General features: G+C 66.0%; 14 protein-coding genes. All 14 read left to right on the top strand.

Going from position 1 to position 15,989, the window contains the following annotated elements; translation table 11 throughout:
• Position 1 precedes the first annotated feature (1 nt).
• Positions 2-838, top strand: coding sequence for a polysaccharide export protein EpsE (gene epsE, locus AC3WOE_RS20525; protein ID WP_492693079.1), 837 nt, complete (start codon positions 2-4; stop codon positions 836-838).
• A 13-nt stretch (positions 839-851) separates the two neighbouring features.
• Positions 852-2,276 carry a chain length determinant protein EpsF gene (gene epsF, locus AC3WOE_RS20520; RefSeq protein ID WP_492693077.1) on the top strand — a complete coding sequence of 475 codons (1,425 nt, stop codon included), beginning with the start codon at positions 852-854 and terminating at the stop codon, positions 2,274-2,276.
• A 22-nt stretch (positions 2,277-2,298) separates the two neighbouring features.
• Positions 2,299-3,174 (top strand): polysaccharide biosynthesis tyrosine autokinase, encoded by an 876-nt coding sequence (locus AC3WOE_RS20515; RefSeq protein WP_492693076.1) that lies wholly within the window; start codon positions 2,299-2,301, stop codon positions 3,172-3,174.
• Between the two features lie 82 nt (positions 3,175-3,256).
• Complete coding sequence (xrtB, locus tag AC3WOE_RS20510; RefSeq protein WP_492693074.1) at positions 3,257-4,066, top strand: exosortase B; 810 nt, start codon at positions 3,257-3,259, stop codon at positions 4,064-4,066.
• Positions 4,063-4,788: an exosortase-associated protein EpsI, B-type gene (gene epsI / locus AC3WOE_RS20505; RefSeq protein WP_492693072.1), complete on the top strand. Its 726-nt coding sequence runs from the start codon at positions 4,063-4,065 to the stop codon at positions 4,786-4,788. Before xrtB ends, epsI begins: the two co-directional genes overlap by 4 nt.
• A 63-nt stretch (positions 4,789-4,851) precedes the next feature.
• The gene (locus AC3WOE_RS20500) at positions 4,852-6,138 is read left to right on the top strand and encodes an oligosaccharide flippase family protein (protein ID WP_492693070.1); all 1,287 of its coding nucleotides are present in this window, start codon (positions 4,852-4,854) and stop codon (positions 6,136-6,138) included.
• A gap of 30 nt (positions 6,139-6,168) precedes the next feature.
• Positions 6,169-7,398, top strand: a complete 1,230-nt coding sequence (locus tag AC3WOE_RS20495) for a Coenzyme F420 hydrogenase/dehydrogenase, beta subunit C-terminal domain (RefSeq protein ID WP_492693069.1) — start codon at positions 6,169-6,171, stop codon at positions 7,396-7,398.
• Positions 7,395-8,624 (top strand): polysaccharide pyruvyl transferase family protein, encoded by a 1,230-nt coding sequence (locus AC3WOE_RS20490; RefSeq protein WP_492693068.1) that lies wholly within the window; start codon positions 7,395-7,397, stop codon positions 8,622-8,624. Before AC3WOE_RS20495 ends, AC3WOE_RS20490 begins: the two co-directional genes overlap by 4 nt.
• On the top strand, positions 8,602-9,888 hold the full coding sequence (locus AC3WOE_RS20485; protein ID WP_492693067.1) for a lipopolysaccharide biosynthesis protein: 1,287 nt from the start codon (positions 8,602-8,604) through the stop codon (positions 9,886-9,888). Before AC3WOE_RS20490 ends, AC3WOE_RS20485 begins: the two co-directional genes overlap by 23 nt.
• An 18-nt stretch (positions 9,889-9,906) precedes the next feature.
• Entirely contained in the window at positions 9,907-11,433 is a 1,527-nt protein-coding gene (locus AC3WOE_RS20480; RefSeq protein WP_492693066.1) for an O-antigen ligase family protein, read from the top strand.
• Positions 11,430-12,428, top strand: a complete 999-nt coding sequence (locus tag AC3WOE_RS20475) for a glycosyltransferase family 2 protein (RefSeq protein WP_492693065.1) — start codon at positions 11,430-11,432, stop codon at positions 12,426-12,428. The genes AC3WOE_RS20480 and AC3WOE_RS20475 overlap by 4 nt, the downstream gene beginning before the upstream one ends.
• A gap of 63 nt (positions 12,429-12,491) precedes the next feature.
• Positions 12,492-13,706: a glycosyltransferase gene (locus AC3WOE_RS20470; RefSeq protein ID WP_492693063.1), complete on the top strand. Its 1,215-nt coding sequence runs from the start codon at positions 12,492-12,494 to the stop codon at positions 13,704-13,706.
• A complete protein-coding gene (locus AC3WOE_RS20465; protein ID WP_492693061.1) occupies positions 13,703-14,833 on the top strand; it encodes a glycosyltransferase family 4 protein in 1,131 nt (376 codons plus the stop codon). The genes AC3WOE_RS20470 and AC3WOE_RS20465 overlap by 4 nt, the downstream gene beginning before the upstream one ends.
• Before the next feature lie 2 nt (positions 14,834-14,835).
• The gene (locus AC3WOE_RS20460; protein WP_492693059.1) at positions 14,836-15,945 is read left to right on the top strand and encodes a DUF1972 domain-containing protein; all 1,110 of its coding nucleotides are present in this window, start codon (positions 14,836-14,838) and stop codon (positions 15,943-15,945) included.
• Positions 15,946-15,989 lie beyond the last annotated feature (44 nt).

Genomic DNA, 15,989 nt, shown 5'->3' with positions numbered 1-15,989 from the left:
GATGCGAATCTCTGAACTGTTCCTCGCCGCCGCGCTGAGCCTTGCTGCCTTGGGTGCACACGCCCAGGCCGGCGTTTCCGCGACGGCCGCCGCCGCCGCGTCGCCCGAATACCGCCTCGGTGCGGGTGACGTGGTTCGCATCGTCGTCTACCAGAATCCCGACCTGACCCTGGAGACGCGCGTCTCCGAAACGGGCGTCGTCAGCTTCCCGCTGCTGGGCAGCGTGCGCATCGGTGGCCTGGGCGTCAGCGCCGCCGAGAAGCTGATTGCCGATGGCCTGAAGAACGGCAACTTCGTGAAGTCGCCCCAGGTCACCCTGGTGCTGCTGCAGATCAAGGGCAACCAGGCCAGCGTGCTCGGCCAGGTCAACCGCCCGGGCCGCTATCCCATCGAGACGACCGACATGCGCATGACCGACCTGCTGGCCAACGCCGGCGGCGTCGCCACGACGGGCGCAGATATCCTCGTTCTCAGCGGTACGCGCGGCGGCAAGCCCTTCCGCATGGAAATCGACCTGCCCAGCGTCTTCGGCCCGAGCGCCGAACAAGGCCGTCCCAACGACGTGGTGATCCAGAACGGCGACGTGCTGTGGGTCGACCGCGCGCCGCTGGCCTATATCTACGGCGAAGTGCAACGCCCGGGCCCGATGCGGCTGGAGCGGGGCATGACCGTGATGCAGGCCCTGGCGGCCGGCGGCGGCCTGACCCAGCGCGGCACCGAGCGCGGCATCCGCGTTCATCGCAAGTCGGCTGACGGCAAGGTGCAGATCGCACAACCCTCGATGGACGACAGCCTGAAAGATGGCGACGTCGTGTACGTCAAGGAAAGCCTGTTCTGACCGGGGACCCTGCATGACATTTCGCCAATTCCTGTCCATCCTGGTCGCACGCAAGCGGCTGTTCATCGCCGTCTTGCTGGGCGTGCTGATTCCCGCCGTCGTGCTGAGCTTCGTGCTGCCCAAGCGCTACACAGCGATGTCCAGCGTCGTCGTGGATGTGAAGCCCGATCCGTTGTCGGCGATCGCCTACCAGTCCCTGATGACGCCTGGCGTCATCGCCACGCAGATCGACATCATCCAGAGCGACCGGGTGGCCCGTCGCGTGGTTCGCGCCCTGAAGCTCACCGAGGTGCCTCAGGTGCGCGAGCAGTGGCGCGACGACAAGAATGGCGAGGGCGACATCGAAAGCTGGCTCGTCGACCGGCTGCAAAAGGACCTTGACGTCAAGCCGGGTCGCGAGAGCAGCGTCATCAACGTGTTCTACCGCGCGCCCGATCCGCGCTTCGCGGCTGCCCTGGCCAATGCCTTTGTGCAGGCCTACATCGAGACCTCGGTTGAACTGCGCGTCGATCCGGCCAAGCAGTACAGCAGCTTCTTCGATGTCCGCGCCAAGGAGTCCCGCGAGGCGCTCGAGAAGGCGCAGAACAAGCTCAGCGCCTTCCAGAACGAACATGGCCTCATCATGACCGACGAGCGCCTGGACGTCGAAAACCAGCGCCTGAACGAGCTGTCCAGCCAGCTCGTCCTGATCCAGTCGCTGTCTGCCGAAACCAGCAGCCGCCAGGCTCAGGCCACCGCTGGCTCCGGTGACAAGCTGCAAGAGATCACCAGCCACCCGGTGATTGCAGCGCTTCGTGCCGATCAGTCGCGCGCCGAGGCTCGTCTGCAGGAAATCAGCGCACGTCTGGGTGACAGCAACCCGCAGGTCGTCGAGTTGAAGGCGAATATCGCTGAACTGCGTCAGCGCATCGATGCGGAGGTCAAGCGCCTCACGGCCGGCGTCACCGTCAGCAACAACATCAGCCGCCAGCGCGAAGCGCAACTGCGCGCCGAAGTCGAGGCCCAGCGCTCCCGCGTGCTCAAGCTCAAGCAGGTGCGCGACGAAGGCGCCGTGATCATTCGCGACATCGAGAACGCCCAGCGCAACTACGACAACATCACGCAGCGCCAGTCGGTCACCAGCATCGAGAGCCAGGCCACGTCCAGCAACGCCAGCCTGCTGACCTCCGCGGCGCCCCCCATCGAGCCGTCCTTCCCCAAGATCCCGCTCAACGTGGCCCTGGGCATCTTCGTCGGCGGCTTGCTGGCCGTCGGCGTCGTCATGGCAGCCGAACTGCGTGACCGTCGCGTGCGTGAGATCGATGACGTCCGTGAACTGTTGGGCCTGCACGTGATCGGCGTGTTGCCGGGCCAAAAGAGCAAGCGTTCTTCCGGTGCTTTGGCTGACGGCGCCCAGCGCCACCGGCTGCTGAGCTCGTCCCCTCCCAATGCCGCCTGACGAATCGATCATGCAACACAACATGAGCAGCCATTCCGCCGAAGACGTCCGTCCCACGGCACTGCATGACCGCGCCATCGGCGACATCATTGCCGAGGCCAACAACCTCACCACCGAGCAGGTCGAGCGCATCCTGGCCCATCAGAAGAGCCATGGCATGCGTTTTGGCGAGGCCGCGGTCTCTCTCGGCCTGGCCAAGGGGGAGGACGTGCTCTGGGCGTTGAGCCAGCAGTTCCACTATCCCTACGCCGCCGGCGGCGGCCCCGCGCCCAGTGACGAACTGGTGCTGGCTGCCAAGCCCTTCAGCGATCAGGCCGAGGCCTTCCGCGTGTTGCGCAGCCAGATCAACATGAAGCTGTACTCCGCAGATGCTCCGCGCAGGGCGATCGCGGTGATCAGCGCCAACGACGGCGATGGCAAGACCTTCTTCGCAGCCAACCTGGCGATCGCCTTCAGCCAGCTCGGCGGCCGCACGCTGCTGGTGGATGGCGACATGCGCAGCCCCCGTCAGCATGAGATCTTCGGGCTGACCCACGGCTCGGGCCTGTCCGGCATCCTGTCCGGGCGTGCCGAGTCCAACGTGATCCGCCCGATCCGCGACCTGCCCAGCCTGTTCGTCATGCCCGTCGGCACGCTGCCGCCGAACCCGACGGAACTCGTCGAGCGTCCCGCCTTTGCCTTGCTGATGCGCGAGCTGGTCACCAAGTTCGACCACGTCATCGTCGACACACCGGCCGCCGTCCACGGTGCGGACTACGCCGTCATCGCCGCCCGTTGCGGCGCCGCGCTCGCCGTTGCCCGCAAGGGCATCACCCGGGTGGCAGCTCTGAAGGATCTTGTCGGCGCGCTCGGCAACACGCCCACGGAGCTGGCCGGCGTGGTGATGAACGAGCATTGAATTGCTTGCTTTGAAGGCTTCGATGGTTCCGGAGCGGGAAAGCCGAGGGGCGCTGGTGCCCTGGCTCGTGGCAGGGGCGGGCTTGCTCGTTCTCTACGTGCCCACCCTGGTCAGCCTGTTCGGCTCGATCTGGGCTTCCGATTCCCAGGGGCACGGGCCCATCGTGCTGGGCATCAGCATCTGGCTGATCTACCGGCGCTGGCCCGAGATCATGGACACCCGCCTGTCCAGCCCCCAGCCCTTGCTGGCCTGGCCGCTGCTCGCCTTCGCGGGTCTGGTCTATGCCGTGGGCCGTTCGCAGGGCATCTGGATCTTCGAAGTGGGGTCTTCGATCCTCGTGGTGTGCGGCCTCATGCTGTTGCTGCGCGGGCCGGCGCACTTGCGTCTCATTGCCTTCGCCATCTTCTTCATGCTCTTCATGATCCCGCTGCCCGGTGCCGTCGTCGACGCACTGACGCAGCCCATGAAGATGGCCGTCTCCTACGTGGCCGAGAACCTTCTCCACGCAGTCGGCTACCCGATCAGCCGCAGCGGCGTGATCCTGCAGATCGGCCCCTACCAGCTGCTGGTGGCCGATGCCTGTGCCGGCCTGCATACCCTGTTCACGCTGGAAGCGCTGGGCCTGCTCTACATGAACCTGGTGCGGCACTCCTCGCTGTTCCGCAACATCACGCTGGCCGTCCTCATCGTGCCCATCAGCTTCGCGGCCAACGTCATCCGCGTCTGCGTGCTGACGCTCATCACCTACTACTTCGGTGATGCAGCAGGCCAGGGCTTCCTGCATGGCTTCGCGGGCATGGTGCTGTTCCTGAGCGCCCTCATGCTCATCATCGCCACCGACGGCCTGCTGCGTTTCGGCGCCCGTCGCGTGGGCCGCCCGGAGCAGGCATGAGCGAAACCATCGGCTCGACCAGCAATCCGGTCCAGCGCCAGAACCGCCGCGCGGCCTTGGCCACGCTGCTGATGGGCGCTGCCGCACTGGCGGCCTGGAGACTCACGCCGACGCAGCGCATGGCCACCCTGCATGGCGAGCTCAAACTCGAGGCGCAGATCCCCAAGCAATTCGGTGACTGGCAACTCGACACCGCCGTCGTCGGGGGCGTCGTCAACCCGCAGCAGGAAGAACTGCTCAAGCAGCTCTACAGCCAGATCCTGTCCCGCACCTACGTCAACCGCAACGGTCAACGGGTCATGCTGTCCATCGCCTACGGCAATGACCAGCGCGACGGCCTGCAACTCCACTACCCGGAGATCTGCTACCCGGCGCAGGGGTTCCAACTGGTCAGCAACCGCAAGGTCGATCTTCGCCTGGGCGGCCTCACCATCCCGGCGCGTCGCCTGGAGACCGTGCTGGGAGGGCAGCGCTATGAGCCTGTCACCTACTGGACCGTCATTGGCGAGACCGCCGTGCGTGGCGGCACCGACAAGAAGTTCGCCGAGATGCGGTACGGCTTTCGCGATCTCATCCCTGACGGCCTGCTGTTCCGCGTGTCCTCCATCGATCGCGATACGGCGGCAGCGTTTGCGCTTCAGGATCAATTCGCCAGTGCTTTGCTGACCGCCGTGTCTGGCGCAATTCGTGGCCGGATCGCGGGCGTCGACCGCATCGACTGAGCCGCCTTTCGTTTCGTCTTTTTGTCCCGCGCAACCCGGCCGAGGCCGCTGCGGTGTTCTTGCATGTCTATCGTCCGCAACCTAGCCCTGATGGGGACCAGCACCGCCATGCGCCTCGGCTTTGGCATGCTGACCTTCGTCGTCATGGCGCGCGTGCTCGGCCCGGCCCAGTTCGGCGTCGTCATGCTCTGGTTGTCGGTGGCCACCCTGCTGGCGCTGGTGGCCAACTATGGACTGACGCCGTTCCTGCTGCGCGAGATCGGTGCGGCCCCTGAACGCGCCAGCCAGGTCATGGCCGAGGTGTTGTCGGCCAAGCTGCTGCTGACGCTGTTCATCCTGGCCATCGCTGTTGCCGCGTTGCCGTTGCTCGACAGCGGCGTCCGTGCCGTCTTCCTGCTGCTGCTGGGCGCTCAGCTGGCCGACGCGCTCACCGAATTCCTCAACGTCGGCTTCCGGGCCACCAACCGCTTCGCGTACGAGACGCGCATTGCCTCGCTGGCCGTGCTGCTGCAGTTCGGCATCGTCACGGGGCTGCTGTGGTGGCAAGCCTCTGCGCTGATGGCCGCGGCCGCCTTCCTGTTGTCGCGCTTGGCCGTGCTGCTCGTGACCTGGCTGGCCCAGCGCCGCTACTTCGCCGCGCTCAGGCCGGCCGCGCCCGCGCAGGCCTGGGCCCGCCTTTGCGCCACCCGGTCCTATGCGGTCGACTTTGCCCTCCAGAGCTTGCTCGGCCAGATCGACAGCGTCGTCCTCAACCACTTCGTCGGCACCGCGGCCGTCGGCGTCTATCAGGCCGGCATGCGCCTCTTCAACGGCGGCGCTCAGGCAGCCGGCGTGCTGGCCAACGTCTTCCTGCCGCGCGCCGCCGCAGCCGCCGAAGCGAAGGACGACGGCCGCAGCCTGCGGCGCGAATCCTCGCGCGTGCAATGGGCCTTCGTCGGTTTCGGCCTCGTCTTCGGCCTGGCGCTGTGCGGCCTGGCCGAACCCCTGGTGCGCCTGCTATTTGGCACTCAATACCTCGTGCTGGTCGACGTCCTGCCCTGGTTCGGCCTGCTCTTTTTCGTGCGCTTCTTCGCCTCGTCCTGGGGCGTGCTGCTGACCTCGGCGGGCGCCCAGCGCTACCGCGCCGCGATGAACGCGGTGCACTGGGCCCTCATCGGTTCGCTCAGCCTCGTGCTCGTGCCTCGCCTGGGTCTCGTCGGCTGGCTGCTCTGCCTCACTGCGGGCAATGCGCTGCTCGCGGCAGCCTATGTCTGGCGGGGTCGGCAACTCTCCGGCGCAGGCTGGCGCCAGCCCGCCCTCGCCCTGTTGGCCCTGGCCGGCTTCTTGCCTTTTCTCCAAGTGCCGCGCTGACCGCGGCCTGAACCACGTTTGATGCATTCCATGTCCGCTGACGGTTCGCTGATCCCCGACGTCGTGCAGAACGGCCTGTGTGCCGGCTGCGGCCTCTGCGAAGCCGTGGCCGCGCCGGGTGTCATCCAGATGCATATGAGCCGCGACGGCTATCTGCGTCCGCAGCAGCGCGCCCCTCTCGACACCGCCCAGGCGCGCATCCTGGCCGACGCCTGCCCCGGCGCCCGCATCGAGCATGCGCCCGCCGAAGGTGCGGCCTCGCCCACCTATCACCCCTTGTGGGGCCCGCTCGTGGGCGTGCGAGCCGGCCATTCGCTGGACACCGAGATCCGTCGCCAGGGCTCCTCCGGCGGCGGCGTGTCCGCCGTGGCAGCCTGGTTGCTCGAAACCGGGCAGGTGGACTTCATCGCCCAGATCGCGGTCAGCCGCGACGATCCCCTGCGCAACGACCTGCAGATCAGCACCACCCGCGCCGACGTGATCGCGGCCGCCGGCTCGCGCTACGCACCTTCGGCGCCTTTGGCCGGCCTGCGCCAGCTGCTCGAGCGTGGCCAGCGCTTCGCCTTCGTCGGCAAGCCCTGCGACGTGGCCGCGCTGCGCCAGTACGGCCGGCATGACCCGCGCGTCGGCCAGCTCGTCGTCGCCATGATCTCCTTCATGTGCGCCGGCATTCCCAGCCTGAAGGGCACGCACGAGCTCCTTGCCAAGCTCGGCGCCGACCGCAGCCAGCTCAGGAGCTTCCGCTACCGCGGCGACGGTTGGCCCGGCATGGCGCGTGCGGTACAGCACGACGGCCAGGTCTTCGAGACCGACTACAACAGCTCCTGGGGCACGGTGCTGAACAAGCATCTGCAGTTCCGCTGCAAGATCTGCCCCGATGGCACCGGCGAGTTCGCCGACATCGTCTGTGCCGACGCCTGGTACGGCAAGGACGGCTACCCCGACTTTGCCGAGCGTGATGGCCGCAGCCTCATCCTGAGCCGCACGCCCCTGGGCGAACGCCTGGTCACCCAGGCCATGGCGGCAGGCGTGCTGGCCGCCGAAGCACTGCCCGTCGACGACGTCGCGCGCATGCAGCCCTACCAGGTCCATCGCAAGCAGATGGTGCTCGGTCGCGTCATCGCCACCTGGCTTGCGCGCCGGCATGCGCCGCATTACCGGCGCCTGGCCCTGCTGCGCAACGCACTGCGGGCCCCCAAGGTCGAATTTCTGAGAAACGCGTGGGGCACCTTGCGCCGCGCCAAAGGTGAATCCCTGTGAACGAGAAGAGCATGTCCCTGTCACCCGCCGCCCCTGCGCGGCTCGTCACCGTCGGCCTGATGTGGCATTCGCTCGGTTCCGGCAATCTGGGCGTCGGCGCGCTGACCGAATCCAACATCGCCATCGTGCGCGGCGTGGCCGATCGGCTGGGCATCAAGGTGCGATTCCTCATCCTGGGCACCAGCGACACCACCGAGCCCGGCCTGGCGCAGGAGCTGCGCGAGGCGGGACACGACCTGCAGGTGCGGCGCATCCGCATCTTCCGCAGCGAGTTCGCCGAAGCGGTGCGGTCCTGCGACCTGGTGCTCGACATCGGCGAGGGCGACAGCTTCGCCGACATCTACGGGCTCAAGCGTTTCCTGTTCTATTGGCGCAGCAAGAGCAAGGTCGTCGGCCTGGGCCGGCCCCTGGTGCTGTCGCCTCAGACGCTTGGCCCCTTCGACGGCTCGATCGCCCGGCTGCTGGCGCGGCGAGTCATGCAGCGCTGCAGGCGTGTCTTCTCGCGAGACCAGCTCTCGACCCAATACCTGCACCAGCTGGGCCTGCGCGGCAACGTCAGCGAGACCATCGACGTCGCCTTCCGCCTGCCCTACCAGGCACAGCCGCCGCGCACGGGCGGCAAGGTCAAGTTCGGCATCAACGTCTCGGGCCTTCTCTGGAACGGCGGCTACACGGGCAACAACCAGTTCGGGCTGCGCATCGACTACGCCGCCACGATGCGGGCGTTGATGAAGATCCTGGCGCAACGGCCCGAGGTCGAAGTGCACCTCATCAGCCACGTCATCGAACCCCACATCCCGGTGGAGGACGACGTGCTGGCTGCGCACAAGCTTGCTGCAGAGTTTCCGGACGCGGTTGTTGCGCCTGCTTTCACACGCCCGTCCGAGGTGAAGACCTACATTGCAGGCATGGATTTTGTTACTGGAGCGCGCATGCACGCCTGCATTGCTGCGCTTTCTGCCGGGGTCGCGGTGGTGCCGCTGGCCTACAGCCGGAAGTTCAATGGACTGCTTCAAACCGTCGGCTACGACTGGCTGGCGGACGGCCGCGCCATGAACGAGACCGAGGTGGTCGACGTCATCATGCGCGGTTTCGAGCAGCGAGAAACATTGGCAGCACAGGCGCGCGCCGCCCGGGACGTCGCGCTGCAGCGTCTCGAAGTCTACGAACAAGGTCTGCAGGACCTGCTCCAAGAAGCGCGTGATGGAAGCCGACCTCGACGTTGATGACGACGACGTGCCAGAGACTCCCGCCCGAAAGAAGTATTTCCGCCGCGCGCTAGACGTCTCGTGGCTGCTGCTCAGCTTCGGCCTGCGGCTGGTGGCCGGGATGGTGGTGCTCATCCTGCTCGCCCGTGTTCTCGGGCGTGAGGCCTTCGGGCAATTCGCCTACTGCCTGGCCTTGGCCACGTTGTTTGCCGTGCCGGCCAACTTCGGCCTGGGTACCTTTGTGCTGCGCGAGATCGGCATCGACCGGCATCGCTACGCGTCGACCATGGGGGCGGCGGTCACCACCAAGCTGGTCTTCTGCGTGCTGGTTCTCGGGGCTGGGGCGCTGATGACTCACTTCATCTCGGACGATCTGCGCCTGCCCTTCACCTTGCTGCTGCTCGCGCAACTGAGCGACGGGTTCGCCGAGCTGTTCAATCTGGGCTTCCGGCCCGGTGGCCACTACCAGGCCGAGGCCAAGACGGCGGTGACCATCTCGACGGTGCATCTGGGGCTGATGGGCCTCACGGCCCTCTTGCCCCACCCCAATGCCGCGGCCGCGGCGGGCTTGTTCTGCGCCTCGCGCCTGCTCGGCGCAATCTGGACCTGGTGGCAGAGCCGCCGTTTCGAGACACCGGTGGAGCCGGCGCCGCTGTCGAGCGTCCCCGCGCTGGTGCGCCGCACCTGGGCGTATGCCCTGGAGCTGTTCCAACTGACCGCGTTCGTGCAGCTGGACAGCATGTTCATCCACTACAGCCTCGGCGTTGTCGAGGTCGGGCTGTATCAAGCCGGCATGAAGCTGGTCGAGGGCGGCGCGAGGCTGGCTCCGGTGCTGGCCCAATATGCCTTGCCCAGCCTGACCCGGCAGCACCGGCCCGCCGGCCCGACCAAGGGGGTGCTGCAAACCCTCGGCGCCTTCGGCTTGATGGGCGCGATGGGCGCTGCCTTGCTCGGCCTGGGTGCCAACCACATCGTCGACTCTCTCTACGGCGCGCAATACGAGGCACTGAAGGCCTTGCTGCCGGTGTTCGGCTTGATGCTGTTGCTGCGCTATCTCGAAACCGCCGGGGGCGTCATCGTCGTCGCGGCGGGGTTGCAGCACGTCAAGGTATGGTTTGTTTCCCTGCAATTGGTTCTGGTGCTCGCCCTCGGGCCCTGGGCACTTCAACATTGGGGATTGCAGGGCTGGCAATGGTGCAGTTGCCTGGGACTTGGCATCACAATCGCTATCTACGCCGCCATCTGGTCAAAACAGCAGTTTTCTTCCGATCGCGGAAATTGAGCCCAAGGTATTGAGCCCATGAACACCCAAAGTACCGCCCGCATGAATTGGCGAGCGCTCCGTATTCCCAGTCTGGCCGGAAGATTTTCAAAAATTTTCCGGACGATGCTGCTATTTGTCGGCCTGATATTCATCGGTATGCTGATAGCGGTGATGCCCGCTGGTTTCGTGATCCGCCTCGCTGCACTGATTCTGCTGGTTGTTTTCTTGATGCTGGCGTGGATGCTTCGCTCGGAGCGGGTTGCGGGGCCGGGGACATTAAGTAAATTCACCCTCTGTGCTGCAGTGCTTTTGTCGGTCCTGTGGCCGCGCTATATTTTCTTCTCATTAGGCGGTCCTTACGTAAATCCCTACACTTTGTCCGCCGTTTTTGGCCTGATGTTATCTTCTTTCTGGATAATATATTCGCCGTTGACCAGCAGACGAGTGGCTGGGTTGCTATTTGAGGTGAAGCCATTTGGCTGGTTGTTGCTGACCTGGTTTGTTTGGCGGTTCATTGCTTGTCTGGCTGGTGATTACCCAGCGGAATCGGTGTTTGAGTTGATCCGGGAAGCGCTTTACCTGAATTCGTTCATTTTGATTGGGGCAGTGCTGTTGTCGATCGATGGCGGCGGCAGAATATTGTTTCGCACCATCATCTTTGCGGGCTTTGTGGTGTGCATAGTTGGATTGGTTGAAGCTTTTGCTCAGAAGAATCCGTTTGTCAAATACGCGTCTGGCGCAGACACTCGTGGCGTAGCGGACGCTATTAAGACAATTTCTGCAGAAAAAGTGCGGGCCGGTGCCTATCGAGCGCAGTCGTTGTTTGAGCATCCCATCGTCTTCTCCCAGTTTGTTGCGGCAGCGATGCCGCTGTGCATCTACGGATTTCTGCACGAAAGATCGAAATTCTGGAGATTCATCAGTTTTCTGTTGATTCCCATCGGTGTCGTCGCTATCGCGAAGTCTGGATCGCGTGCCGGCCTAGTGAGTATTGCGATTGCCGTGGTTTTTCTTATTGCCATGGCATGGTTGCGTGGCATGGTAAGCAAGGGCGTAGGGCGCGTGGTGTCGATAGCAGCGATGCCAATTTTCGTTTTCGGCGCGTTTGTGGCGTATATCGTCATCCAGCAACTGGTTGCGGGCAGAAATGCAGTTGAAGCCAGTAGCACTTCGACGCGCGCATTCATGTATCAGCAGGGCTTCAGTGCACTCGCTGAAAATCCAATCCTCGGCTATGGGCAGGGCATGGCGGTCATGAAGGCTGGGGTTATCGGCGGAGAAGGCGCGCCCACCATCGACAGCTATATCCTGACCGTTGCGGTGGATTCCGGCTATGTAGGCATCCTGCTTTTGCTGCTGGCCATGGGGTTCTTTTCCCATGCTGCCATCCGAGCCGCCTTGGCGGACAACAGCGAACGGGGCTCGCGAATCGCGTTCTCGACTGCGGCCGTGCTGGCCGTGTTCGCTACCTTTGCCGGGCTATCCATCCCGAGCGGACTGACCCTGATGTGGTTGCTGTTGTTTGCCACTCTGGCTTCGATGAGAAAGGAAGTCGCGTGGTGAGCCCGGCTGCGGGCGCCACCGTTGTTCTGCTGAACTGGAACGGCTGGCGCGACACCATTCCCTGCCTGGACAGCCTGCTGGCCAGCAACCCGCGACCCCAGCGGGTGGTGGTGTGCGACAACGCCTCCCGTGACACCTCCATGGCCGAGATCGCGGCCTGGGCCCGCCAACATCTGGCGAGCGACGGCTTTGTCCAATTGACGGGCGCCGAAGCCGCCGCGCCTGGCGCCATCGATAGGCTTCGTGGAGCGTGGATGGTGCTGGTCGACAACGGCGCCAATCTTGGCTTTGCCGGAGGCAACAACCCTGGCATCCGCCTGGCGCTGGCCGATCCAGCGTGCACCCATGTCTGGGTGTTGAACAACGATACGGTCGTGAAGCCCGACGCCTTGGGCCAGGCGCTGGCACGCATGCAGGCCGACCCGGGCATCGGCCTGTGCGGGTCCACACTGGTTTACTTCGATGAGCCAGACAAAGTGCAGGCACTGGGTGGCGCGCGCTACTCGCGCTGGAGTGGCCGCTCCCGCCATATCGGCGCGTTCCTGCCGGTAGGCGAGGTACCTGCCGACGGCCGCGCCGTGGAGCCCGACCTGTCCTATGTCGTCGGCGCTGCGATGCTGGCCAGCCGCGAGTTCGTCGAGCAAGTCGGGCTGATGCGGGAGGACTACTTCCTCTATTTCGAAGAGATCGATTGGGCCACGCGGGGCGGTGGCCGGTTTCGCCTGGGCTACGCACCGGCGAGTGTCGTGCTGCACAAGGAAGGTGCCTCCATCGGCACGACGGCCAGTGGCGGCTCGACGCTGTCGCTGTACTTCCTGTTTCGCAACCGGCTGCGCTTCTGCTGGCGTTTTCATCGGCCCTTCCTGGCCAGTGTCGTGTACTTCAGCCTGCTGGATGTGGCGCGCTTCGCGGTGCGCCGCCGCTGGCCCCAGATGACCGCCGCGCTGCGCGGGCTCCTGCAACTACCCCGCCCCCCAGCGCCCGTACGGTCCTGAATAGGCATGGCCCTTGCGCCTGCAGGCGCAAGCCGGCGTGGCCGGCATCGATTGACCCTAACCATGCGAATACTGTGCATCGCCAATGACGTGCCCCTGCCTGCCACCAGCGGTGGCCGGGTGGATGTGTGGCGCCGGCTGCAGGCGCTGCACCGTGCCGGCCATGAGATCGCGCTGGTGTGCTGGATGGACGCGGGCCGTGTGGCTGCTCCCACGCCTGCCGTCTGGGCCGAATTGCATGCGGTGTGCCGTGAGGTGAAGCTGTTGCCCATCACGCGCTCGCTGCCTGAAATCGCACAGCGGCTGCTGCAACTGTGGCGCTGGCCCAGCCATGTCGCGTCGCGCTGGGTCACGTCGCGCCACGCAGGCCTGCGGGCCTGGGCGAGCGGGTTTGCGCCCGATGTCGTGCTGCTGGACGGCCTCTACGGCGGAGCGGTGGCCTGGCAACTGGCCAGCTCGCTGCGGGTGCCCATGGTCTACCGCTCGCACAACCTCGAACATCGCTACATGGCCGACCAGCGTGCCCGCGAGCGGCGCTGGGTGCGGCGCCTGGGCCTGGCCGCCAACTGCCTGGGGCTGGAGCGCTTCGAGCGCGCCACGGTGGCGCGCGCCGCGCGCGTGATGGACATATCGCTCGAGGATGCCGAGTTCTGGCGTGCCCAGGGTTTCGGCCACGTTGGCTGCGTGCCGACGCTGGTGGACGCCGCCTTCGCCGCGCGCCTGGCGCGGGCGCCGCTGGCGCCGGCCTATGACCTGCTCTATTTCGGCAACCTCAACACGCCCAACAACGTCGAGGCCCTGGGCTGGTGGGTGAAGGGTGTGCTGCCCAAGCTGCAGGCGGGGCTGCGCATTGCCGTGGCCGGCTCGCGCCCGACCGATGCGGTGCGCGAGCTACTGGCCGCGGATGCCCGCATCACGTTGATCGAGAACCCGGCCGACATGGCCGAAGTGATTGGCCAGGCGCGCGTCCTCGTGAACCCCATGCTGGCCGGCAGCGGCGTCAACCTGAAGAGCGTGGAAATGCTGTTCTCGCGGGCCGCGCTGGTCAGCACCTCGGTGGGCGTCAAGGGCCTGCCCGACGCAGCCCGCCGCTGTTTTGCCGTGGCCGACACACCCGAAGCGTTTGTTGCCGCCATCGAGCGCGGCTTGGGCGAGGGGCCTGCAGCGCCCGAGGCGCGCCAGGCGGCTCGTGCCCTGTTTTCCGACGCAGCCCTGCTGGCTGCGATGCAACAAGCGGTGCAGGCTTCGGCGGGCCTGACCGTGGGAGGTCCCTCTTGACGCAATCGAACCGGCGCCGGCGCATAGGTGTGGACTTCCACGTCTTCGACGGCAAGTTCCAAGGCTCGCGCAGCCACCTGATCGGCATCTTCGGGGAGCTGACCCGGCTCTGCCCCGAGTACGACTTTGTCTTCCTGCTCGAGCAGACCGAGGCGCTGGGCCGACTGCCCGGGTTCTCGGGGCCGAATGTCGAGCGGGTGCGCATGCCTCACGCCAACCCCTTCGTGCGCCTTGGCCTGCAGCTGCCACGCCTGCGCCGCGAGCTGGCGCTGGACCTGGTGCACACGCAGTACGTGATCCCGCTGCAGCCCGCGCGCGGCAATGCGGTCACCATCCACGACGTCCTCTTCGAGCCCTTCCCGCAGTTCTTCGGCCGGCTGTTCGTGCTGCGCTCGCGCACGCTGATGCGTTGGTCGGCGCGCAAGGCCGACCTGCTGTGCACCGTCAGCGAGTATTCGCGTACCGAGATCGCGCGGCGCTACGGCGCGCGCGCGGCCAACATCGGCGTGCTGCACAACGCCGTGGATCGCCAGATCTTCTTCCCCGGCGAGGCGGGCGTCGACCTGGTGCGGGCGCGCGGCCTGACGCCGGGCGGCTATCTGCTGACCGTGGGCCGCATTGAGCCGCGCAAGAACCACGCGGCCCTGTTGCGCGCCTACCGCCTGCTGCCGGGCACGCCGCCGCCCCTGGTCATCGTCGGCCAGCGTGATTTCGGCTACGGCGACTTCGAGACCGAACTCGCGCAGATGCCCGCGGGTCGGCAGGTGCATCTGTTCAGCGACGTGGGGGACGGCGAACTGCCGGCGCTGTACCGGCACGCGCAGATCTTCGTCTACCCGTCCTTCGCCGAGGGCTTCGGCATGCCGCCGCTGGAGGCGCTGGCCAGCGGCGCGCCCGTGATCACCTCCGACTCGACCGCCATTCCTGAGGTGGTGGGCGACGCCGGCCTGCTCATCGAGCCGAATGACGCCCGAGCGCTGCAGGCCGCCATCGAAAAGCTGCTGGCCGACCCGGCCCTGCGCGCACGGCTCGTGCAGCGCGGGCTCGAGCGCGCCGACGCCTTTACCTGGCGCCGCTCCGCCGAGGTGCTGGCGGCCGCCTACCGAACCTACTTTGAAAAAGCCTGACCGTGTCTGAACCCCGTACCCTTCGCATCCTCGGCACGCGTGGCGTGCCCGCCGCCCACGGTGGCTTTGAAACCTTTGCCGAGCAGCTGGCGCTGTATCTGGTGGCGCGCGGCTGGCGGGTCGTCGTCTACTGCCAGGACGAAGGCGTGGGCCCGGTCTTCGAGGACAAATGGCAAGGCGTCGAGCGCTTGCACATTCCCGTGCAGGGCGATGGCCCCAAGAGCACCATCGTGTTCGACTGGCACGCCACCGCGCACGCCAGCCGCCACCGCGACCTCTGCCTGACCCTGGGCTACAACACCGCCATCTTCTGCGCCCTGCTGCGCCTGAAGGGCGTGCCCAATGTCATCAACATGGACGGCATCGAGTGGTCCCGCGCCAAATGGGGGCCGGTCGCCAAGACCTGGTTCTGGCTCAATGACTGGGCGGGTTGCTGGCTGGGCAACCACCTCGTGGCCGATCACCCCGAGATCAAGGTCCACCTCAGCTCGCGGGTGCGGCCCGACAAGATCACCACCATCGCGTATGGCGCAGACCGCGTCTCTGCCATGCCCGACGATGCGGTGCGCGCCCTGGGCCTGGAGCCAGGGCGCTATCTGACGCTGGTGGCGCGCGCGGAGCCCGAGAACTCCATCCTGGAAGTTGTCAGCGGCTTTTCCAAACGGCCGCGTGGCATGCAGCTGGCGGTGCTCGGCAACTACAACGAGGCCAATGCCTACCACCGCGCCGTCAAGGCCGCGGCGGGGCCGGAGGTGCGCTTCCTGGGCGCCATCTACGACAAGCCGGTCGTGCAGGCCTTGCGCTTCCACAGCGCGGCCTATGTGCACGGGCATCAGGTGGGTGGCACCAACCCGTCCCTGGTCGAGGCGCTGGGCGCCGGCAATGCCGTCATCGCCCACGACAACCGGTTCAACCGCTGGGTGGCGGGGGAGGGCGCGCGCTATTTCAGCAATGCGGATGAATTCTCCGCAGTGTTGGACACCGTGCTGGCGGATCCGGGGGCTTTGGCAGCGATGCGCCAGGCCAGCGTGCAACGCTTTGAGAACGGACTGACCTGGAGCGCGATCCTGAGCCAGTACGAACAGCTGTTGGTGAGCGTTGCGAAACGCTGAGCCAGCGCAGCGTTGGACGTGCAGTTCATGAATGGAGTCAAGTG

The organism is Roseateles sp. FW305-36 (assembly GCF_058787015.1).
The sequence above is the reverse complement of the archived record's forward strand: the minus strand, read 5'-3'. Positions and strand labels throughout refer to the sequence as shown.

Bases quoted from the DNA above. Each gene is read 5' to 3' on its own strand.
- AC3WOE_RS20470 (WP_492693063.1), top strand. From the start codon at position 12,492: ATGCGAATACTGTGCATCGCCAATGACGTGCCCCTGCCTGCCACCAGC.
- epsE (WP_492693079.1), top strand. From the start codon at position 2: ATGCGAATCTCTGAACTGTTCCTCGCCGCCGCGCTGAGCCTTGCTGCC.
- AC3WOE_RS20500 (WP_492693070.1), top strand. From the start codon at position 4,852: ATGTCTATCGTCCGCAACCTAGCCCTGATGGGGACCAGCACCGCCATG.
- AC3WOE_RS20480 (WP_492693066.1), top strand. From the start codon at position 9,907: ATGAACACCCAAAGTACCGCCCGCATGAATTGGCGAGCGCTCCGTATT.
- AC3WOE_RS20485 (WP_492693067.1), top strand. From the start codon at position 8,602: ATGGAAGCCGACCTCGACGTTGATGACGACGACGTGCCAGAGACTCCC.
- epsI (WP_492693072.1), top strand. From the start codon at position 4,063: ATGAGCGAAACCATCGGCTCGACCAGCAATCCGGTCCAGCGCCAGAAC.
- AC3WOE_RS20515 (WP_492693076.1), top strand. From the start codon at position 2,299: ATGAGCAGCCATTCCGCCGAAGACGTCCGTCCCACGGCACTGCATGAC.
- AC3WOE_RS20495 (WP_492693069.1), top strand. From the start codon at position 6,169: ATGTCCGCTGACGGTTCGCTGATCCCCGACGTCGTGCAGAACGGCCTG.
- epsF (WP_492693077.1), top strand. From the start codon at position 852: ATGACATTTCGCCAATTCCTGTCCATCCTGGTCGCACGCAAGCGGCTG.